Below are 20,870 nucleotides of genomic sequence, written 5' to 3' on the forward strand. Positions count from 1 at the left end.
ACGAAGTTGGATGCAAATGTCAGATCGTGTGCGCCTGTTAGGGCGCGGCTGGTAAGAGAGCCTTATAGGCGCATTTGAAAAACCTCCGGCTATGCCGGAGGATATTTATTCGGACCTTGTGGGGTATTTTTATTAATGGTAGCGTTAATTATCAATGTAACTTGTTGATACATAATGTTTATATATAATTAATCAACGGATGATTCACATGAAGAATACTAAATTACTGCTGGCGATTGCGACCTCTGCAGCCTTACTGACAGGATGTCAGAATACGCACGGTATTAATACCGATTTGGCTATCAGCTCAGGTCTGAATGCTTATAAAGCCGCAACATTAAGCGATGCTGATGCTAAAGCAATCGCCAATCAGGGCTGTGTCGAAATGGACAGCGGCAATCAAGTCGCAAGCAAATCCAGCAAGTACGGGAAACGTCTGGCAAAAATCGCCAAAGCATTGGGTAACAATATTAATGGCACGCCGGTCAACTATAAGGTTTATATGACCAGCGACGTCAACGCATGGGCGATGGCGAACGGTTGTGTTCGTGTCTACAGTGGCCTGATGGACATGATGAACGACAACGAAATTGAAGGCGTTCTGGGTCATGAACTGGGCCACGTCGCGTTGGGTCACTCGCTGGCTGAAATGAAAGCTTCTTATGCGATCGTTGCCGCACGTGATGCGATTTCCGCTACCAGCGGTGTGGCTTCCCAGCTTTCTCGCTCACAATTAGGTGATATCGCAGAAGGCGCGATCAATGCTAAATACTCCCGCGATAAAGAGTCCGAAGCAGATGATTTCTCCTTTGATCTGTTGAAGAAACGTGGCATCAGCACCCAGGGGCTGGTTGGCAGCTTTGAAAAATTGGCCAGCCTGGATGGCGGTCGTACCCAGTCCATGTTTGATTCTCACCCACCATCAACAGAGCGTGCGCAACACATCCGTGATCGTATCGCCTCTGGTAAGTAAATCATTGTCATCTTTCGGGCTGGTCTTCTGCCAGCCCGCTATAATTGCGCAATAAATCCCCATCTGAATACAGACAAAACTGGTTTTTGCACACAACGTTAACGATTTGTGGCGTCGGCGCGTATAATGCGCGCGGTTATGTTAACGGTACGCCTGTTTTAAGGAGATAAAGATGACGGCAATTGCCCCGGTTATTACCATTGATGGCCCAAGCGGTGCAGGGAAAGGCACCTTGTGTAAGGCTATGGCGGAAGCGTTGCAATGGCATCTGCTGGACTCGGGTGCAATTTATCGCGTACTGGCACTGGCGGCATTACATCACCATGTTGATGTTGCATCGGAAGATGCGCTCGTGCCGCTGGCATCCCATCTGGATGTACGTTTTGTGTCGACCAATGGCAATCTGGAAGTGATCCTCGAAGGGGAAGATGTCAGCGGCGAAATTCGTACTCAGGAAGTGGCGAATGCTGCTTCACAAGTCGCGGCATTCCCACGCGTTCGTGAAGCATTATTGCGTCGCCAACGCGCGTTTCGCGAATTACCAGGCCTGATTGCCGATGGCCGCGACATGGGAACGGTGGTATTCCCTGATGCGCCAGTGAAAATTTTCCTTGACGCCTCCTCGGAAGAACGTGCGCATCGCCGCATGCTACAGTTGCAGGAGAAGGGCTTTAGTGTTAACTTTGAGCGCCTTTTGGCCGAGATCAAAGAACGCGACGACCGCGATCGTAACCGAGCGGTAGCGCCACTGGTTCCGGCAGCCGATGCTTTAGTGTTGGATTCCACCACCTTAAGCATTGAGCAAGTGATTGAAAAAGCGCTACAATACGCGCGCCAGAAATTGGCTCTCGCATAAGCGACCGAATTTGCAGTACCCCCGTTGCAATGGAATGACAGCGGGTATGTTAAACAACCCCATCCGGCATGGAGCCAGGTGGACGTTAAATATAAACCTGAAGATTAAACATGACTGAATCTTTTGCTCAACTCTTTGAAGAGTCCTTAAAAGAAATCGAAACCCGCCCGGGTTCTATCGTTCGTGGCGTTGTTGTTGCTATCGACAAAGACGTAGTACTGGTTGACGCTGGTCTGAAATCTGAGTCCGCCATCCCGGCTGAGCAGTTCAAAAACGCCCAGGGCGAGCTGGAAATCCAGGTAGGTGACGAAGTTGACGTTGCTCTGGACGCAGTAGAAGACGGCTTCGGTGAAACTCTGCTGTCCCGTGAGAAAGCTAAACGTCACGAAGCCTGGATCACGCTGGAAAAAGCTTACGAAGATGCTGAAACTGTTACCGGTGTTATCAACGGCAAAGTTAAGGGCGGCTTCACTGTTGAGCTGAACGGTATTCGTGCGTTCCTGCCAGGTTCTCTGGTAGACGTTCGTCCGGTGCGTGACACTCTGCACCTGGAAGGCAAAGAGCTTGAATTCAAAGTAATCAAGCTGGATCAGAAGCGCAACAACGTTGTTGTTTCTCGTCGTGCCGTTATCGAATCCGAAAACAGCGCTGAGCGCGATCAACTGCTGGAAAACCTGCAGGAAGGCATGGAAGTTAAAGGTATCGTTAAGAACCTCACTGACTACGGTGCATTCGTTGATCTGGGCGGCGTTGACGGCCTGCTGCACATCACTGATATGGCCTGGAAACGCGTTAAGCATCCGAGCGAAATCGTCAACGTGGGCGACGAAATCACTGTTAAAGTGCTGAAGTTCGACCGCGAACGTACCCGTGTATCCCTGGGCCTGAAACAGCTGGGCGAAGATCCGTGGGTAGCTATCGCTAAACGTTATCCGGAAGGTACCAAACTGACTGGTCGCGTGACCAACCTGACCGACTACGGCTGCTTCGTTGAAATCGAAGAAGGCGTTGAAGGCCTGGTACACGTTTCCGAAATGGATTGGACCAACAAAAACATCCACCCGTCCAAAGTTGTTAACGTTGGCGATGTAGTGGAAGTTATGGTTCTGGATATCGACGAAGAACGTCGTCGTATCTCCCTGGGTCTGAAACAGTGCAAAGCTAACCCGTGGCAGCAGTTCGCGGAAACCCACAACAAGGGCGACCGTGTTGAAGGTAAAATCAAGTCTATCACTGACTTCGGTATCTTCATCGGCCTGGACGGCGGCATCGACGGCCTGGTTCACCTGTCTGACATCTCCTGGAACGTTGCAGGCGAAGAAGCAGTTCGTGAATACAAAAAAGGCGACGAAATCGCTGCAGTTGTTCTGCAGGTTGACGCAGAACGTGAACGTATCTCCCTGGGCGTTAAACAGCTCGCAGAAGATCCGTTCAACAACTGGGTTGCTCTGAACAAGAAAGGCGCTATCGTAACCGGTAAAGTAACTGCAGTTGACGCTAAAGGCGCAACCGTAGAACTGGCTGACGGCGTTGAAGGTTACCTGCGTGCTTCTGAAGCATCCCGTGACCGCGTTGAAGACGCTACCCTGGTTCTGAGCGTTGGCGACGAAGTTGAAGCTAAATTCACCGGCGTTGATCGTAAAAACCGCGCAATCAGCCTGTCTGTTCGTGCGAAAGACGAAGCTGACGAGAAAGATGCAATCGCAACTGTTAACAAACAGGAAGATGCAAACTTCTCCAACAACGCAATGGCTGAAGCTTTCAAAGCAGCTAAAGGCGAGTAATTCTCTGACTCTTCGGGATTTTTATTCCGAAGTTTGTTGAGTTTACTTGACAGATTGCAGGTTTCGTCCTGTAATCAAGCACTAAGGGCGGCTACGGCCGCCCTTAATCAATGCAGCAACAGCAGCCGCTAAATTTGCCTTTAAGGAACCGGAGGAATCATGACCAAGTCAGAATTGATAGAAAGACTTGCCACCCAGCAATCGCACATTCCCGCCAAGACGGTTGAAGATGCAGTAAAAGAGATGCTGGAGCATATGGCCTCGACTCTTGCGCAGGGCGAGCGTATTGAAATCCGCGGTTTCGGCAGTTTCTCTTTGCACTACCGCGCACCACGTACCGGACGTAATCCGAAGACTGGCGATAAAGTAGAACTGGAAGGAAAATACGTTCCTCACTTTAAACCAGGTAAAGAACTGCGCGATCGCGCCAATATTTACGGTTAAGTTTTTACTCAAACTTGAACGCGAGAAAAGCACCTGTCGGGTGCTTTTTTCATTTCTCTAATCTGGAACTGGAAGCAGCCTCGCAGAGTTTTGAACAGTTTTCACCCTCTCGTTAAATTCTTCTGAACGTGCCTCGGGGAACGCAAAACTCCCACCAGACAACCGCTCAACAAAGTTGCACACTTTCCATAAACAGGGAGGGGTGCATGAAAATAACGACAGTCGGCGTATGCATAATTTGCGGAATTTTTCCGTTGCTGATTTTGCCCCAATTGCCTGGGACATTAACCCTTGCGTCTCTGACCGTCTTCGCCTGCGTATTGGTATTTATCCCTTTTAAAACTGTCCGTTATATCGCGCTGACGTTGCTGTTTTTCGTTTGGGGCATATTAGCAGCAAAGCAAATTTTGTGGGCAGGAGAAACCTTAACTGGCGCGACGCAGGATGCAATTGTTGAGATCACTGCTACTGACGGTATGACCACTCATTACGGTCAAATTACTCATCTACAAGGTCGACGTATATTCCCTGCGCCAGGCCTCGTGCTGTATGGCGAATATCTTCCGCAAGCGGTTTGTGCTGGACAACTGTGGTCAATGAAACTCAAAGTTCGTGCAGTTCATGGTCAACTTAATGATGGCGGCTTTGATAGCCAGCGTTATGCCATTGCCCAGCATCAGCCGCTCACCGGCCGCTTTCTGCAGGCAAGTGTCATTGAACCGAATTGTAGCCTGCGTGCACAGTATCTGGCGTCACTACAAACAACGCTGCAACCCTATATGTGGAACGCGGTTATTCTTGGTTTAGGTATGGGGGAACGGTTATCCGTTCCCAAAGAAATCAAAAATATCATGCGCGATACTGGAACGGCGCATTTAATGGCGATATCGGGATTGCATATCGCTTTTGCGGCGTTGCTGGCTGCCGGACTCATTCGCGGTGGGCAAGTTTTTCTGCCTGGGCGCTGGATCCACTGGCAAATGCCATTAATTGGCGGAATCTGCTGTGCTGCTTTTTATGCCTGGCTGACTGGGATGCAACCTCCTGCATTGCGTACCGTGGTGGCGCTTGCCATGTGGGGAATGCTTAAGTTAAGTGGGCGACAATGGAGTGGCTGGGATGTATGGATATGTTGTCTGGTGGCAATTTTGCTGATGGATCCTGTTGCCATTCTCTCGCAAAGTTTATGGCTCTCTGCCGCTGCGGTCGCGGCACTGATTTTTTGGTATCAGTGGTTTCCCTGTCCGAAGTGGCAGCTGCCGCCGGTATTGCGCGCGGTTGTTTCCCTCATCCATCTGCAACTGGGAATCACACTCCTGCTTATGCCCGTGCAAATTGTCATATTTCATGGCATTAGTCTGACCTCGTTTATTGCAAATCTTTTTGCAATTCCCTTGGTGACATTTATCACGGTTCCGTTGATTCTCGCCGCGATGGTTGTGCATTTAAGCGGGCCGTTTATTCTGGAACAAGGGTTATGGTTTCTTGCCGACCGGTCTTTGGCTTTACTTTTCTGGGGGTTAAAGAGTTTGCCGGAAGGGTGGATCAACATTGCTGAACGTTGGCAATGGCTAACATTTTCCCCATGGTTCTTACTGGTGGTATGGCGATTAAACGCCTGGCGAACGTTGCCAGCAATGTGTGTGGCTGTAGGCTTGCTGATGTGCTTGCCGCTGTGGCAAAAACCTCGACCTGACGAGTGGCAAGTGTACATGCTTGATGTCGGGCAAGGGCTGGCAATGGTCATTGCGCGAAACGGCAAAGCGATTCTCTATGACACGGGACTGGCCTGGCCCGAAGGGGATAGTGGGCAACAACTGATTATCCCCTGGCTCCACTGGCATAATCTTGAACCGGAAGGCGTTATTTTGAGTCATGAACATCTGGATCACCGGGGAGGGCTGGACTCAATATTGCACACATGGCCGATGTTATGGATCCGAAGTCCGTTAAACTGGGAACATCATCAGCCCTGTGTGCGTGGCGAAGCGTGGCAATGGCAAGGATTGCGTTTCAGCGCGCACTGGCCTTTACAAGGTAGCAACGATAAAGGAAATAACCATTCCTGTGTGGTTAAGATTGATGACGGGACGAATAGCATTCTTCTAACCGGTGATATTGAAGCCCCCGCTGAACAAAAGATGCTAAGCCGTTACTGGCAGCAAATGCAGGCAACATTACTTCAGGTACCTCACCATGGCAGTAATACCTCATCATCGTTGCCATTAATTCAGCGAGTGAATGGAAAAGTGGCACTCGCATCGGCATCGCGCTATAACGCATGGCGACTGCCCTCAAGCAAAGTTAAACATCGCTATCAACAACAGGGTTATAAGTGGCTTGATACTCCACATCAGGGTCAAATAACGGTCAATTTTTCAGCGCAAGGCTGGCGGATTAGCAGCCTCAGAGAGCAAATTTTACCTCGTTGGTATCATCAGTGGTTTGGCGTGCCAGTGGATAACGGGTAGAATATGCGGCTATTTCAACAAATGCTGGTTTTTTGAATGCATAACGACAAAGATCTCTCTACGTGGCAGACATTCCGCCGACTGTGGCCAACCATTGCGCCTTTTAAAGCGGGTCTGATCGTGGCGGGCGTAGCGTTAATCCTCAACGCAGCCAGCGATACCTTCATGTTATCGCTCCTTAAGCCACTTCTTGATGATGGCTTTGGTAAAACAGATCGCTCCGTGCTGATGTGGATGCCGCTGGTGGTGATCGGGCTGATGATTTTACGTGGTATCACCAGCTATATCTCCAGCTACTGTATCTCCTGGGTATCAGGAAAGGTGGTAATGACTATGCGTCGCCGCCTGTTTGGTCACATGATGGGAATGCCGGTTTCATTCTTTGACAAACAGTCAACGGGTACGCTGTTGTCACGTATCACCTACGATTCCGAACAGGTCGCTTCTTCTTCTTCCGGCGCACTGATTACTGTTGTGCGTGAAGGTGCGTCGATCATCGGCCTGTTCATCATGATGTTCTATTACAGTTGGCAACTGTCGATCATTTTGATTGTGCTGGCACCGATTGTTTCGATTGCGATTCGCGTTGTATCGAAGCGTTTTCGCAACATCAGTAAAAACATGCAGAACACCATGGGGCAGGTGACCACCAGCGCCGAACAAATGCTGAAAGGCCATAAAGAAGTATTGATTTTCGGTGGTCAGGAAGTGGAAACGAAACGCTTCGATAAAGTCAGCAACCGAATGCGTCTTCAGGGGATGAAAATGGTTTCAGCCTCTTCCATCTCTGATCCGATCATTCAGCTGATCGCCTCTTTGGCGCTGGCGTTTGTTCTGTATGCGGCAAGCTTCCCAAGTGTCATGGATAGCCTGACTGCCGGTACGATTACCGTTGTTTTCTCTTCAATGATTGCACTGATGCGTCCACTGAAATCGCTGACCAACGTTAACGCCCAGTTCCAGCGCGGTATGGCGGCTTGTCAGACGCTGTTTACCATTCTGGACAGTGAGCAGGAGAAAGACGAAGGTAAGCGCGTGATCGAGCGTGCGACTGGCGACGTGGAATTCCGCAATGTCACCTTTACTTATCCGGGACGTGATGTGCCCGCATTGCGTAACATCAACCTGAAAATTCCGGCAGGGAAGACGGTTGCTCTGGTTGGACGCTCTGGTTCAGGTAAATCAACCATCGCCAGCCTGATCACGCGTTTTTACGATATTGATGAAGGCGAAATCCTGATGGATGGTCACGATCTGCGCGAGTATACCCTGGCGTCGTTACGTAACCAGGTTGCTCTGGTGTCGCAGAATGTCCATCTGTTTAACGATACGGTTGCTAACAACATTGCTTACGCACGGACTGAACAGTACAGCCGTGAGCAAATTGAAGAAGCGGCGCGTATGGCCTACGCCATGGACTTCATCAATAAGATGGATAACGGTCTCGATACAGTGATTGGTGAAAACGGCGTGCTGCTCTCTGGCGGTCAGCGTCAGCGTATTGCTATCGCTCGAGCCTTGTTGCGTGATAGCCCGATACTGATTCTGGACGAAGCTACCTCGGCGTTGGATACCGAATCCGAACGTGCGATTCAGGCGGCACTGGATGAGTTGCAGAAAAACCGTACCTCTCTGGTGATTGCCCACCGCTTGTCTACCATTGAAAAGGCAGACGAAATCGTGGTTGTCGAGGATGGTGTCATTGTGGAACGCGGTACGCATAACGATTTGCTTGAGCACCGTGGCGTTTACGCGCAACTTCACAAAATGCAGTTTGGCCAATGATCGAAAAAATCTGGTCTGGTGAATCCCCTTTATGGCGGCTATTGCTGCCACTCTCCTGGTTGTATGGCCTGGTGAGTGGCGCGATCCGTCTTTGCTATAAACTAAAACTGAAGCGCGCCTGGCGTGCCCCCGTACCGGTTGTCGTGGTTGGTAATCTCACCGCAGGCGGCAACGGAAAAACCCCGGTCGTTGTCTGGCTGGTGGAACAGCTGCAACAGCGCGGTATTCGCGTGGGGGTTGTATCGCGGGGATATGGTGGTAAGGCTGAATCTTATCCGCTGTTATTGTCGGCAGATACCACCACAGCACAGGCGGGTGATGAACCTGTGTTGATTTATCAACGCACTGGCGCGCCTGTTGCGGTTTCTCCCGTGCGTTCTGACGCGGTAAAAGCCATTCTGGCGCAACACCCTGATGTGCAGATCATCGTAACCGACGATGGTTTACAGCATTATCGTCTGGCGCGTGATGTGGAAATTGTCGTTATTGATGGTGTGCGTCGCTTTGGCAATGGCTGGTGGTTGCCGGCGGGGCCAATGCGTGAGCGAGCGGGGCGCTTAAAGTCGGTTGATGCGGTAATCGTCAACGGCGGTGTCCCCCGCAGCGGTGAAATCCCCATGCATCTGCTGCCGGGTCAGGCGGTGAATTTACGTACCGGTACGCGTTGTGACGTTGCTCAGCTTGAACATGTAGTGGCGATGGCGGGGATTGGACATCCGCCGCGCTTTTTTGCCACGCTGAAGATGTGCGGCGTACAACCGGAAAAATGTGTACCGCTGGCCGATCATCAGTCTTTGAACCATGCGGATGTCAGCGCGTTGGTAAACGCCGGGCAAACGCTGGTAATGACTGAAAAAGATGCGGTGAAATGCCGGGCCTTTGCCGAAGGAAATTGGTGGTATTTGCCTGTTGACGCACAGCTTTCAGGTGATGAACCAGCGAAACTGCTTGCGCAACTAACCTCGCTGGCTTCTGGCAACTAGTTACGCCGCGGCAGCGTTCGATTGATGGAGTCATGAATGTCGCTGCCGCACCTCTCTCTTGCTGATGCGCGTAATCTTCACCTCGCCGCGCAAGGCCTGTTAAACAAACCCCGCCGTCGAGCGTCGTTGGGGGATATTCCGGCAACGATCTCCCGCATGTCCTTGCTGCAAATCGATACCATTAATATTGTTGCCCGTAGTCCATATCTGGTGCTTTTCAGTCGTCTGGGAAATTATCCTGCCCAGTGGCTGGATGAGTCTCTGGCGCGTGGCGAATTAATGGAATACTGGGCGCATGAAGCCTGCTTTATGCCGCGTAGCGACTTTCGTCTTATTCGCCACCGCATGCTGGCACCTGAAAAAATGGGCTGGAAATACAAAGACGCCTGGATGCAGGAACATGAGGCGGAAATTGCACAGTTAATTCAGCATATTCATGATAAGGGGCCGGTACGTTCAGCCGATTTTGAGCATCCTCGTAAAGGTGCAAGCGGCTGGTGGGAATGGAAGCCGCATAAACGGCATCTGGAAGGTTTATTTACTGCCGGAAAGGTGATGGTGATTGAACGGCGCAACTTCCAGCGCGTTTATGATTTAACCCATCGTGTCATGCCTGACTGGGATGATGAGCGCGATCTCGTTTCGCAAACAGAAGCAGAAATCATCATGCTGGATAACAGTGCGCGTAGCCTGGGCATATTCCGCGAACAGTGGCTGGCAGATTACTATCGGCTGAAACGTCCGGCACTGGCGGCTTGGCGCGAAGCGAGGGCTGAACAGCAGCAAATCATTGCTGTGCATGTTGAAAAATTGGGCAATCTTTGGCTGCATGCTGATTTGCTGCCGCTACTCGAGCGTGCGCTGGCCGGAAAGCTCACTGCAACGCACAGCGCGGTACTTTCGCCTTTTGATCCTGTTGTCTGGGATCGCAAACGCGCAGAGCAGCTTTTTGATTTTAGCTACCGGCTGGAGTGCTATACCCCAGCGCCGAAACGCCAGTATGGCTATTTTGTTCTGCCGTTATTACATCGTGGGCAATTAGTTGGGCGAATGGATGCCAAAATGCATCGCCAGACAGGCATCCTTGAAGTTATCTCTCTGTGGTTACAAGAAGGCATTAAACCAACGACAACGCTGCAAAAAGGGTTACGTCAGGCGATTACTGATTTCGCTAACTGGCAGCAGGCAACGCGGGTGACATTAGGACGCTGCCCGCAAGGCCCCTTTACTGATTGCCGCACCTGCTGGGAAATAGACCCCGTCGCATAAATGATTATGATAAGATTTATGCATTCATAACCCGATCCATCTGGAGGAACTATGGATCATCGTCTGCTTGAAATCATTGCCTGCCCGGTTTGCAACGGAAAACTTTGGTATAACCAGGAAAAACAAGAACTTATTTGCAAACTGGACAACCTGGCTTTCCCGCTGCGCGATGGCATTCCAGTGTTGCTGGAAACGGAAGCCCGCGTGCTGACTGCTGATGAGAGTAAATCATGAGTTTTGTGGTCATTATTCCCGCGCGCTACGCGTCCACGCGTCTGCCCGGTAAACCATTGGTTGATATTAACGGCAAACCCATGATTGTTCATGTTCTTGAACGCGCGCGCGAATCAGGTGCCGAGCGCATCATCGTGGCAACCGATCATGAGAATGTTGCCCGCGCTGTTGAAGCCGCTGGCGGTGAAGTATGTATGACGCGCGCCGATCATCAGTCAGGAACAGAACGTCTGGCGGAAGTTGTCGAAAAATGCGCATTCAGCGACGACACGGTGATCGTTAATGTGCAGGGGGATGAACCGATGATCCCTGCGACAATCATTCGTCAGGTTGCTGATAATCTCGCCCAGCGTCAGGTGGGTATGGCGACTCTGGCGGTGCCAATCCACAATGCGGAGGAAGCGTTTAACCCGAATGCGGTGAAAGTGGTCCTCGACGCTGAAGGGTATGCACTGTACTTCTCTCGCGCCACCATTCCTTGGGATCGTGATCGTTTTGCAAAAGGCCTTGAAACCGTTGGCGATAACTTCCTGCGTCATCTTGGTATTTATGGCTACCGTGCAGGCTTTATCCGTCGTTACGTCAACTGGCAGCCAAGTCCGTTAGAACACATCGAAATGTTAGAGCAGCTTCGTGTTCTGTGGTACGGCGAAAAAATCCATGTTGCTGTCGCCCAGGAAGTTCCTGGCACAGGTGTGGATACCCCTGAAGATCTCGAGCGCGTTCGCGCTGAAATGCGCTAATTTCACTTCACGACACTCCAGCCAATTTTGGGAGGAGTGTCGTACCGTTACGATTTTCCTCAATTTTTCTTTTCAACAATTGATCTCATTCAGGTGACATCTTTTATATTGGCGCTCATTATGAAAGCAGTAGCTTTTATGAGGGTAATCTGAATGGAACAGCTGCGTGCCGAATTAAGCCATTTACTGGGCGAAAAACTCAGTCGTATTGAGTGCGTCAATGAAAAAGCGGATACGGCGTTGTGGGCTTTGTATGACAGCCAGGGAAACCCAATGCCGTTAATGGCAAGAAGCTTTAGTACGCCCGGAAAAGCCCGACAACTGGCATGGAAAACCACCATGCTGGCAAGAAGTGGGACTGTCCGTATGCCGACTATTTATGGTGTGATGACGCATGAAGACCACCCCGGCCCCGATGTCCTGCTACTGGAGCGGATGCGTGGTGTTTCGGTGGAGGCACCAGCCCGAACACCAGAACGCTGGGAACAACTCAAAGATCAAATCGTTGAAGCCTTACTGGCCTGGCACCGTCAGGACAGTCGCGGTTGCGTCGGCGCGGTCGACAATACTCAGGAAAATTTCTGGCCCTCATGGTACCGGCAACATGTTGAAGTGCTATGGACCACGCTCAATCAGTTCAATAACACCGGTCTAACGATGCAGGATAAGCGGATCCTGTTTCGTACTCGCGAATGTCTCCCGGCATTATTTGAAGGCTTTAACGACAATTGTGTGCTGATTCACGGTAACTTCTGTTTACGCAGCATGCTGAAAGATTCGCGCAGCGATCAGTTACTGGCGATGGTCGGGCCGGGACTAATGCTTTGGGCACCGCGAGAATACGAACTGTTCCGACTAATGGATAATTCTCTGGCAGAAGATTTGCTCTGGAGTTACCTGCAACGCGCGCCAGTGGCGGAGTCGTTCATCTGGCGGCGTTGGTTGTATGTGTTATGGGATGAAGTTGCGCAACTGGTTAATACCGGACGATTTAGTCGGCGCAACTTCGATCTGGCATCAAAATCACTCTTGCCGTGGCTCGCCTGACGAACCTTTTAGCCACTGCCAGATGCGGCCAAGCGTTTCATAGCCAACACGATCGCTATGCATCAACCAAACCGGAGAAGGGATTGCCCGTTCCCACGGATTAAGCGGCGAGTCGATGGCCAACTGATTCGCCGGGGCTGGCAGCGGATTTAGCCCTTCCTGCTGAAAAAAGATCATCGCCCGCGGCAGATGTGATGCGGAGGTCACCAGCAGGAAAGGTGCGTCACCAATCGCCTGTTTCACTGCTGCAGCTTCTTCTTCGGTATCTTTTGGCAAATCCAGGGTGATAATTTGCTCGCGCGGCACGCCCAGCGATTGCGCAACTCTGGCACCTACTTCGGCTGTGCTCACCGTATTGGTTTTAGCTACGCCTCCCGTAAAGATCAGTTTTGATCCCGGATTTTCGCGCCATAAGCGAATACCTTCATTCAGGCGTGGCAGACTGTTATTGATTAAATTAGAGCTCGGCGCCCACTGCGGGTTCCAGGTATAACCACCTCCGAGCACCACGATATAGTCCACTTTTTGCGAATTATTCCATGTCGGATAAGTGTTTTCGATGGGACGCAACAGGCGGTCGGCTATCGGTTGCAAACTCAATAACAAGAGCGCCAGCCACCCAATGCTAATAAAAATCTTCCCGGTTTTTTGAAAACGGCTAAACCACAGCAGCGCCAGGCCAGCGCCAATAATCAACAACATCAGCGGAAGTGGCAGCAACATATTGCCAATCACTTTTTTCAGTGTAAAAAGCATCCTTTCTGGTTCCTTTTTTGACCATATAGCAAGGGATCGCCAGCGATATTACACCAGACGGGTTCATTCTCGCCGTGGCTGTGACAAAATAGCGTCTTTATCAGAAAACGTCTTAGCCAAGCGGTGGAGAAAGCAATGCAGGATCGCAATTTTGATGATATTGCGGAAAAGTTTTCCCGTAACATTTACGGCACCACCAAAGGGCAGCTTCGACAGGCTATTCTGTGGCAGGATCTCGATCGCGTGCTGGCGGAAATGGGCCCGCAAAAACTGCGTGTGCTGGATGCTGGCGGTGGAGAAGGGCAGACCGCAATCAAAATGGCCGAGCGTGGGCATCAGGTCATTTTATGCGATCTTTCTGCGCAGATGATCGATCGCGCAAAACAGGCGGCAGAAGCAAAAGGTGTGAGCGACAACATGCAATTTATACATTGCGCCGCTCAGGATGTTGCTTCGCATTTGGAAACGCCCGTTGATCTGATATTGTTCCATGCGGTGCTCGAGTGGGTGGCCGATCCCCGCAGCGTATTACAGACCCTGTGGTCAGTGTTGCGTCCAGGCGGCGTGTTGTCGTTAATGTTCTACAATGCGCATGGTTTGTTGATGCATAACATGGTCGCCGGGAATTTTGATTACGTGCAGGCGGGAATGCCGAAAAAGAAAAAACGGACGCTTTCGCCAGATTATCCACGCGACCCGGCGCAGGTTTATCTGTGGCTGGAAGAAGCTGGTTGGCAAATTCTGGGTAAGACAGGCGTTCGCGTGTTTCATGATTATCTGCGCGAGAAGCATCAGCAGCGCGACTGCTATGAAGCATTACTTGAATTAGAAACGCGTTATTGCCGTCAGGAACCGTATATTACCCTGGGGCGTTATATTCATGTCACCGCGCGCAAACCGCAGAGCAAGGATAAAGTATGAGTGAATTTTCCCAGACAGTCCCCGAACTGGTTGCCTGGGCCAGAAAAAATGACTTCTCCATCTCGCTGCCGGTAGACCGACTCTCTTTTCTGCTGGCGGTTGCCACGCTGAACGGCGAGCGTCTGGATGGTGAGATGAGTGAAGGCGAGCTGGTGGATGCATTCCGCCATGTGAGTGATGCGTTTGAGCAAACCAGCGAAACCATCGGCGTGCGCGCCAACAACGCGATCAACGACATGGTGCGTCAACGTCTGCTGAACCGCTTTACCAGCGAGCAGGCGGAAGGGAACGCAATTTACCGTCTGACGCCGCTCGGCATCGGCATCACTGACTATTACATTCGTCAGCGCGAGTTTTCTACGCTGCGCCTTTCTATGCAGTTGTCGATTGTGGCGGGTGAGCTCAAACGCGCGGCAGATGCCGCCGAAGAGGGCGGTGATGAATTTCACTGGCACCGTAATGTTTATGCGCCACTGAAATATTCGGTAGCAGAAATTTTCGACAGTATCGACCTGACGCAACGTCTGATGGACGAACAGCAGCAGCAGGTGAAGGATGATATCGCCCAGTTGTTGAACAAAGACTGGCGGGCGGCGATTTCCAGCTGTGAATTGTTGCTTTCAGAAACTTCCGGAACGCTGCGTGAATTGCAGGATACGCTGGAAGCGGCAGGCGATAAATTGCAGGCTAATCTGTTGCGCATTCAGGATGCGACGATGACCCATGACGACCTGCATTTTGTCGATCGTCTGGTGTTCGATCTGCAGAGCAAACTCGACCGTATTATCAGTTGGGGCCAGCAATCCATAGACTTGTGGATTGGCTACGACCGCCACGTACACAAATTTATCCGTACTGCGATCGATATGGATAAAAACCGCGTCTTTGCTCAGCGGTTACGTCAGTCGGTACAAACCTATTTTGATGAGCCGTGGGCGCTAACTTATGCCAATGCCGATCGTCTGCTGGATATGCGTGACGAAGAGATGGTACTGCGCGATGAAGAAGTGACTGGGGAACTTCCTGAGGATCTGGAGTACGAAGAGTTTAACGAGATCCGCGAACAGCTGGCGGCGATCATCGAAGAACAACTTGCCGTGTACAAAACCAGACAAGTGCCGTTGGATCTTGGTCTGGTGGTACGCGAATATCTGTCACAGTATCCGCGTGCACGTCACTTTGACGTTGCGCGCATTGTTATTGATCAGGCGGTACGTCTTGGCGTAGCGCAAGCAGATTTCACCGGACTGCCAGCGAAATGGCAGCCGATTAATGATTACGGAGCCAAGGTACAGGCGCATGTCATCGACAAATATTGAACAAGTGATGCCGGTTAAGCTGGCGCAGGCGCTGGCGAATCCGTTATTTCCGGCGCTGGATAGCGCCTTACGTTCAGGCCGTCATATTGGCCTCGACGAACTGGATAATCATGCATTCCTGATGGATTTTCAGGAATATCTGGAAGAGTTTTACGCGCGTTATAACGTTGAGCTTATTCGTGCACCGGAAGGGTTCTTCTATCTACGCCCACGTTCCACCACGCTGATCCCTCGTTCCGTCTTGTCGGAACTGGATATGATGGTCGGGAAAATCCTCTGTTATCTCTATCTCAGCCCGGAACGGCTGGCGAATGAGGGGATTTTCACCCAGCAGGAACTGTACGACGAACTGCTCACCCTGGCCGATGAAGCGAAACTGCTGAAACTGGTGAACAACCGTTCAACCGGTTCAGACGTTGACCGGCAGAAGTTGCAGGAGAAAGTACGTTCTTCGCTCAACCGTCTGCGTCGTTTGGGTATGGTGTGGTTTATGGGCCACGACAGCAGCAAGTTCCGCATTACCGAATCGGTGTTCCGCTTCGGAGCCGATGTGCGTGCTGGCGACGATCCCCGTGAAGCACAGCGTCGCCTGATTCGTGATGGCGAAGCAATGCCGATTGAAAATCATCTGCAACTCAACGATGAAACCGAAGAGAGTCAGCCAGATAGCGGAGAGGAAGAATAATGATTGAACGCGGTAAATTTCGCTCACTGACGCTGATTAACTGGAACGGCTTTTTTGCCCGAACTTTTGACCTTGACGAGCTGGTCACGACGCTTTCTGGCGGTAACGGGGCGGGTAAATCCACCACCATGGCAGCGTTCGTTACGGCGCTTATCCCCGACCTGACCCTGCTGCATTTCCGTAACACTACGGAAGCCGGGGCCACCAGCGGTTCGCGCGATAAAGGTCTGCACGGTAAGCTGAAAGCGGGTGTCTGTTATTCGATGCTCGACACCATTAACTCGCGCCACCAGCGTGTAGTGGTCGGTGTGCGTCTGCAACAGGTTGCCGGACGCGATCGTAAAGTGGATATCAAACCATTTGCCATTCAGGGCCTGCCGATGTCGGTGCAGCCGACACAACTGGTGACCGAAACTCTGAACGAACGCCAGGCGCGCGTGCTGCCGCTTAACGAGCTGAAAGACAAGCTCGAGGCGATGGAAGGCGTGCAGTTTAAACAGTTCAACTCCATTACCGATTACCACTCGCTGATGTTCGATCTGGGCATCATCGCGCGTCGTCTGCGCTCAGCGTCTGACCGTAGTAAATTCTATCGTCTGATCGAAGCCTCGCTGTATGGCGGGATCTCCAGCGCCATTACTCGTTCTCTGCGCGACTACCTGTTGCCGGAAAACAGTGGGGTGCGGAAAGCGTTCCAGGACATGGAAGCGGCGCTGCGTGAAAACCGCATGACGCTGGAAGCGATTCGTGTCACCCAGTCAGACCGTGACCTGTTTAAGCATCTGATCAGCGAAGCCACCAACTACGTGGCGGCGGACTACATGCGTCACGCCAACGAGCGCCGTGTTCATCTCGATAAGGCCCTGGAGTTTCGTCGCGAGCTACATACTTCGCGTCAGCAACTGGCGGCTGAGCAGTACAAACACGTCGACATGGCGCGAGAGCTGGCTGAGCACAACGGTGCCGAAGGCGATCTGGAAGCGGATTATCAGGCGGCCAGCGATCACCTGAACCTGGTGCAAACCGCACTGCGTCAGCAGGAGAAGATCGAACGCTACGAAGCGGATCTCGATGAGCTGCAGATCCGTCTGGAAGAGCAAAACGAAGTGGTGGCAGAAGCCATCGAACGCCAGGAAGAGAACGAGGCTCGTGCGGAAGCTGCCGAACTGGAAGTGGACGAGCTGAAAAGCCAGCTTGCTGACTACCAGCAGGCGCTGGACGTCCAGCAAACGCGCGCGATCCAGTATAACCAGGCGATTGCTGCGCTTAATCGTGCCAAAGAACTGTGCCATCTGCCGGACTTAACCGCCGACAGCGCTGCCGAATGGCTGGAAACCTTCCAGGCGAAAGAGCTGGAAGCGACCGAAAAAATGCTCTCTCTTGAGCAGAAAATGAGCATGGCGCAAACCGCGCACAGCCAGTTTGAGCAGGCTTATCAGCTGGTGGTGGCAATCAACGGCCCGCTGGCGCGTAACGAGGCGTGGGATGTCGCTCGCGAACTATTGCGCGAAGGGGTCGATCAGCGTCACCTGGCAGAGCAGGTTCAGCCGTTGCGGATGCGCTTAAGCGAACTGGAACAGCGTCTGCGTGAGCAGCAAGAAGCTGAGCGTCTGCTGGCAGATTTCTGCAAACGTCAGGGCAAGAATTTTGATATTGATGAACTGGAAGCTCTGCATCAGGAGCTGGAAGCACGCATTGCCTCTCTTTCCGATAGCGTCTCTAACGCCCGAGAAGAGCGGATGGCACTGCGCCAGGAACAGGAACAGCTGCAGTCTCGCATTCAGAGTTTGATGCAGCGTGCACCGGTTTGGCTGGCAGCGCAAAACAGTCTCAACCAGTTGAGCGAACAGTGCGGCGAAGAGTTCACCTCCAGCCAGGACGTCACTGAATATCTGCAACAGTTGCTGGAGCGTGAGCGCGAAGCCATTGTTGAACGCGATGAAGTAGGCGCGCGCAAAAACGCCGTCGATGAAGAGATCGAACGTTTAAGCCAGCCAGGTGGTTCTGAAGACCAGCGTTTGAATGCGCTGGCGGAGCGTTTTGGCGGCGTGCTGCTGTCCGAAATTTATGACGACGTGAGTCTGGAAGATGCGCCGTACTTCTCGGCACTGTATGGCCCGTCACGCCACGCCATCGTGGTGCCAGATCTGTCACAGGTAACCGAACACCTGGAAGGCTTGACCGATTGCCCGGAAGATCTCTATCTGATCGAAGGGGATCCGCAGTCATTCGATGACAGCGTGTTCAGCGTTGATGAGCTGGAAAAAGCGGTAGTGGTGAAAATCGCCGATCGTCAGTGGCGTTACTCACGTTTTCCGGAAGTTCCGCTGTTTGGTCGTGCTGCGCGTGAAAGCCGTATTGAAAGCCTCCATGCCGAGCGTGAAGTGCTTTCCGAACGCTTCGCCACGCTCTCTTTTGATGTACAGAAAACCCAGCGTCTGCATCAGGCGTTCAGCCGCTTTATAGGTAGTCATCTGGCGGTGGCGTTTGAGTCTGATCCGGAAGCCGAAATCCGTCAACTGAACAGCCGTCGCGTCGAACTGGAGCGGGCGCTGAGTAATCATGAAAATGATAACCAGCAGCAGCGTATTCAATTTGAGCAGGCGAAAGAGGGCGTTACGGCGCTGAACCGCATTCTGCCGCGTCTCAACCTGTTGGCTGATGACAGCCTGGCGGATCGCGTCGATGAAATCCGCGAACGTCTGGATGAAGCCCAGGAAGCCGCGCGTTTTGTTCAGCAGTTTGGCAATCAACTGGCGAAACTGGAACCGATCGTTTCGGTATTGCAGAGCGACCCGGAACAGTTCGAACAGTTAAAAGAAGATTACGCGTACTCTCAGCAGATGCAGCGCGATGCCCGTCAGCAGGCGTTTGCCCTGACGGAAGTGGTGCAGCGTCGTGCGCACTTTAGCTACTCTGACTCGGCAGAAATGCTGAGCGGTAACAGCGATCTCAACGAAAAACTGCGTGAACGTCTGGAACAGGCGGAAGCGGAGCGTACCCGCGCGCGTGAAGCGTTGCGCGGACACGCAGCGCAGTTGAGTCAGTACAACCAGGTGCTGGCTTCGCTGAAAAGTTCTTACGACACCAAAAAAGAGCTACTCAACGATCTGCAACGTGAATTGCAGGATATCGGCGTGCGTGCTGATAGCGGGGCAGAAGAGCGGGCGCGTATTCGCCGTGACGAGTTGCACGCGCAACTGAGCAATAACCGTTCACGCCGCAATCAACTGGAAAAAGCGCTTACCTTCTGCGAAGCGGAGATGGACAACCTGACCCGCAAACTGCGCAAGCTGGAGCGTGATTACTTTGAGATGCGCGAGCAGGTAGTGACCGCGAAAGCGGGCTGGTGTGCAGTCATGCGCATGGTGAAAGATAACGGCGTTGAACGCCGCTTACACCGTCGTGAGCTGGCTTATCTCTCCGCTGATGATTTGCGTTCCATGTCGGATAAGGCGTTAGGTGCGCTGCGTCTGGCGGTGGCGGATAACGAACATCTGCGCGACGTGCTGCGGATGTCGGAAGATCCAAAACGTCCGGAACGTAAAATTCAGTTCTTCGTGGCGGTTTATCAGCATCTGCGTGAACGTATTCGTCAGGATATTATTCGTACCGATGATCCGGTGGAAGCTATCGAACAGATGGAGATCGAACTTAGCCGTCTGACCGAAGAGTTAACCTCCCGTGAACAGAAACTGGCGATCAGTTCCCGCAGCGTGGCGAACATTATTCGCAAAACCATTCAGCGCGAACAGAACCGTATCCGTATGCTCAACCAGGGTTTGCAGAACGTATCGTTCGGTCAGGTAAACAGCGTACGTCTGAATGTGAACGTGCGTGAAACGCACGCCATGCTGCTGGATGTGCTCTCTGAACAGCACGAGCAGCATCAGGATCTGTTTAACAGCAACCGTCTGACCTTCTCGGAAGCGCTGGCGAAATTGTATCAGCGTCTTAATCCGCAGATTGATATGGGGCAGCGCACGCCGCAGACCATTGGCGAAGAACTGCTGGATTACCGCAACTATCTGGAAATGGAAGTTGAGGTTAACCGTGGTTCTGATGGCTGGCTGCGCGCAGAATCTGGCGCTCTGTCGACCGGTGAGGCGATTGGTACCGGTATGTCGATTCTGGTGATGGTGGTACAAAGCTGGGAAGATGAATCTCGCCGCCTGCGCGGTAAAGATATCTCTCCTTGCCGCCTGCTGTTCCTCGATGAAGCAGCGCGACTGGATGCTCGTTCTATCGCCACGCTGTTTGAATTGTGTGAACGTTTGCAAATGCAGCTCATCATCGCAGCGCCGGAAAATATCAGTCCGGAAAAAGGCACCACCTATAAACTGGTGCGTAAAGTCTTCCAGAATACCGAACACGTTCACGTCGTCGGCCTGCGAGGATTTGCGCCGCAACTCCCTGAAACGCTTCCAGGAAGTGACGAAGCGCCTTACCAAGCGAGTTAAAATGAAGGCGGCAGCAATGCCGCCTTTTCTTTGTGCACAGAAAACCCCCAGCTAGGCTGGGGGTTCCGGAAAGCTTTCAGCTTTGAGCCAGTTATTAAAACCCCTTTTGATTTGTTAAAACACCTTGCGGTCTGGCAACT

The 20,870-nt window shown here is 52.0% G+C and carries 16 protein-coding genes; 15 read left to right on the forward strand and 1 reads right to left on the reverse strand.

Going from position 1 to position 20,870, the window contains the following annotated elements:
* Nucleotides 1-208 precede the first annotated feature (208 nt).
* From ycaL to ACJHWT_RS23200, 11 genes are all read left to right on the forward strand, one after another.
* Nucleotides 209-973 carry a metallopeptidase YcaL gene (gene ycaL / locus ACJHWT_RS23150; RefSeq protein WP_001317748.1) on the forward strand — a complete coding sequence of 255 codons (765 nt, stop codon included), beginning with the start codon at nucleotides 209-211 and terminating at the stop codon, nucleotides 971-973.
* Nucleotides 974-1,145: 172 nt separating this feature from the next.
* Entirely contained in the window at nucleotides 1,146-1,829 is a 684-nt protein-coding gene (cmk, locus tag ACJHWT_RS23155; protein ID WP_000125016.1) for a (d)CMP kinase, read from the forward strand.
* A 110-nt stretch (nucleotides 1,830-1,939) separates the two neighbouring features.
* Nucleotides 1,940-3,613 carry a 30S ribosomal protein S1 gene (gene rpsA / locus ACJHWT_RS23160; protein ID WP_000140327.1) on the forward strand — a complete coding sequence of 558 codons (1,674 nt, stop codon included), beginning with the start codon at nucleotides 1,940-1,942 and terminating at the stop codon, nucleotides 3,611-3,613.
* Between the two features lie 159 nt (nucleotides 3,614-3,772).
* On the forward strand, nucleotides 3,773-4,057 hold the full coding sequence (gene ihfB / locus ACJHWT_RS23165; protein ID WP_000167336.1) for an integration host factor subunit beta: 285 nt from the start codon (nucleotides 3,773-3,775) through the stop codon (nucleotides 4,055-4,057).
* 206 nt (nucleotides 4,058-4,263) lie between these two features.
* A complete protein-coding gene (locus tag ACJHWT_RS23170) occupies nucleotides 4,264-6,528 on the forward strand; it encodes a ComEC family protein (RefSeq protein WP_000705722.1) in 2,265 nt (754 codons plus the stop codon).
* Between the two features lie 36 nt (nucleotides 6,529-6,564).
* Entirely contained in the window at nucleotides 6,565-8,313 is a 1,749-nt protein-coding gene (msbA, locus tag ACJHWT_RS23175) for a lipid A ABC transporter ATP-binding protein/permease MsbA (protein WP_000551259.1), read from the forward strand.
* Entirely contained in the window at nucleotides 8,310-9,296 is a 987-nt protein-coding gene (gene lpxK / locus ACJHWT_RS23180) for a tetraacyldisaccharide 4'-kinase (protein ID WP_000570550.1), read from the forward strand. Before msbA ends, lpxK begins: the two co-directional genes overlap by 4 nt.
* A 36-nt stretch (nucleotides 9,297-9,332) precedes the next feature.
* A complete protein-coding gene (gene ycaQ, locus ACJHWT_RS23185) occupies nucleotides 9,333-10,565 on the forward strand; it encodes a crosslink repair DNA glycosylase YcaQ (RefSeq protein WP_000056558.1) in 1,233 nt (410 codons plus the stop codon).
* Nucleotides 10,566-10,616: 51 nt separating this feature from the next.
* Entirely contained in the window at nucleotides 10,617-10,799 is a 183-nt protein-coding gene (gene ycaR / locus ACJHWT_RS23190; protein WP_000350058.1) for a protein YcaR, read from the forward strand.
* Complete coding sequence (gene kdsB / locus ACJHWT_RS23195; protein ID WP_000011622.1) at nucleotides 10,796-11,542, forward strand: 3-deoxy-manno-octulosonate cytidylyltransferase; 747 nt, start codon at nucleotides 10,796-10,798, stop codon at nucleotides 11,540-11,542. The genes ycaR and kdsB overlap by 4 nt, the downstream gene beginning before the upstream one ends.
* Before the next feature lie 153 nt (nucleotides 11,543-11,695).
* A complete protein-coding gene (locus tag ACJHWT_RS23200; protein WP_000436910.1) occupies nucleotides 11,696-12,589 on the forward strand; it encodes a YcbJ family phosphotransferase in 894 nt (297 codons plus the stop codon).
* Here ACJHWT_RS23200 and elyC read toward each other — a convergent pair.
* Nucleotides 12,566-13,345: an envelope biogenesis factor ElyC gene (gene elyC, locus ACJHWT_RS23205; protein ID WP_000899580.1), complete on the reverse strand. Its 780-nt coding sequence runs from the start codon at nucleotides 13,343-13,345 to the stop codon at nucleotides 12,566-12,568. The genes ACJHWT_RS23200 and elyC overlap by 24 nt on opposite strands.
* A 135-nt stretch (nucleotides 13,346-13,480) precedes the next feature.
* On the opposite strand from elyC, the gene cmoM reads away from it, so the two are divergent.
* The 4 genes from cmoM to mukB are packed head-to-tail and all read left to right on the forward strand — an operon-like array spanning nucleotide 13,481 to nucleotide 20,730.
* Nucleotides 13,481-14,266 carry a tRNA uridine 5-oxyacetic acid(34) methyltransferase CmoM gene (cmoM, locus tag ACJHWT_RS23210; RefSeq protein ID WP_001304765.1) on the forward strand — a complete coding sequence of 262 codons (786 nt, stop codon included), beginning with the start codon at nucleotides 13,481-13,483 and terminating at the stop codon, nucleotides 14,264-14,266.
* Nucleotides 14,263-15,585: a chromosome partition protein MukF gene (gene mukF, locus ACJHWT_RS23215; RefSeq protein ID WP_001288856.1), complete on the forward strand. Its 1,323-nt coding sequence runs from the start codon at nucleotides 14,263-14,265 to the stop codon at nucleotides 15,583-15,585. Before cmoM ends, mukF begins: the two co-directional genes overlap by 4 nt.
* Entirely contained in the window at nucleotides 15,566-16,270 is a 705-nt protein-coding gene (gene mukE, locus ACJHWT_RS23220; protein ID WP_001295931.1) for a chromosome partition protein MukE, read from the forward strand. The genes mukF and mukE overlap by 20 nt, the downstream gene beginning before the upstream one ends.
* Complete coding sequence (mukB, locus tag ACJHWT_RS23225; RefSeq protein ID WP_000572669.1) at nucleotides 16,270-20,730, forward strand: chromosome partition protein MukB; 4,461 nt, start codon at nucleotides 16,270-16,272, stop codon at nucleotides 20,728-20,730. Before mukE ends, mukB begins: the two co-directional genes overlap by 1 nt.
* The last annotated feature ends 140 nt before the right edge of the window (nucleotides 20,731-20,870 follow it).

The organism is Escherichia sp. WS338 (assembly GCF_046486405.1).
GTDB lineage: Bacteria > Pseudomonadota > Gammaproteobacteria > Enterobacterales > Enterobacteriaceae > Escherichia > Escherichia coli.

Coding starts and splice junctions, on each gene's coding strand:
- cmk (WP_000125016.1), top strand. CDS start 1,146: ATGACGGCAATTGCCCCGGTTATTACCATTGATGGCCCAAGCGGTGCA.
- cmoM (WP_001304765.1), top strand. CDS start 13,481: ATGCAGGATCGCAATTTTGATGATATTGCGGAAAAGTTTTCCCGTAAC.
- elyC (WP_000899580.1), bottom strand. CDS start 13,345: ATGCTTTTTACACTGAAAAAAGTGATTGGCAATATGTTGCTGCCACTT.
- ycaL (WP_001317748.1), top strand. CDS start 209: ATGAAGAATACTAAATTACTGCTGGCGATTGCGACCTCTGCAGCCTTA.
- mukE (WP_001295931.1), top strand. CDS start 15,566: ATGTCATCGACAAATATTGAACAAGTGATGCCGGTTAAGCTGGCGCAG.
- ihfB (WP_000167336.1), top strand. CDS start 3,773: ATGACCAAGTCAGAATTGATAGAAAGACTTGCCACCCAGCAATCGCAC.
- rpsA (WP_000140327.1), top strand. CDS start 1,940: ATGACTGAATCTTTTGCTCAACTCTTTGAAGAGTCCTTAAAAGAAATC.
- mukF (WP_001288856.1), top strand. CDS start 14,263: ATGAGTGAATTTTCCCAGACAGTCCCCGAACTGGTTGCCTGGGCCAGA.
- kdsB (WP_000011622.1), top strand. CDS start 10,796: ATGAGTTTTGTGGTCATTATTCCCGCGCGCTACGCGTCCACGCGTCTG.
- lpxK (WP_000570550.1), top strand. CDS start 8,310: ATGATCGAAAAAATCTGGTCTGGTGAATCCCCTTTATGGCGGCTATTG.
- ACJHWT_RS23200 (WP_000436910.1), top strand. CDS start 11,696: ATGGAACAGCTGCGTGCCGAATTAAGCCATTTACTGGGCGAAAAACTC.
- mukB (WP_000572669.1), top strand. CDS start 16,270: ATGATTGAACGCGGTAAATTTCGCTCACTGACGCTGATTAACTGGAAC.
- msbA (WP_000551259.1), top strand. CDS start 6,565: ATGCATAACGACAAAGATCTCTCTACGTGGCAGACATTCCGCCGACTG.
- ycaQ (WP_000056558.1), top strand. CDS start 9,333: ATGTCGCTGCCGCACCTCTCTCTTGCTGATGCGCGTAATCTTCACCTC.
- ycaR (WP_000350058.1), top strand. CDS start 10,617: ATGGATCATCGTCTGCTTGAAATCATTGCCTGCCCGGTTTGCAACGGA.
- ACJHWT_RS23170 (WP_000705722.1), top strand. CDS start 4,264: ATGAAAATAACGACAGTCGGCGTATGCATAATTTGCGGAATTTTTCCG.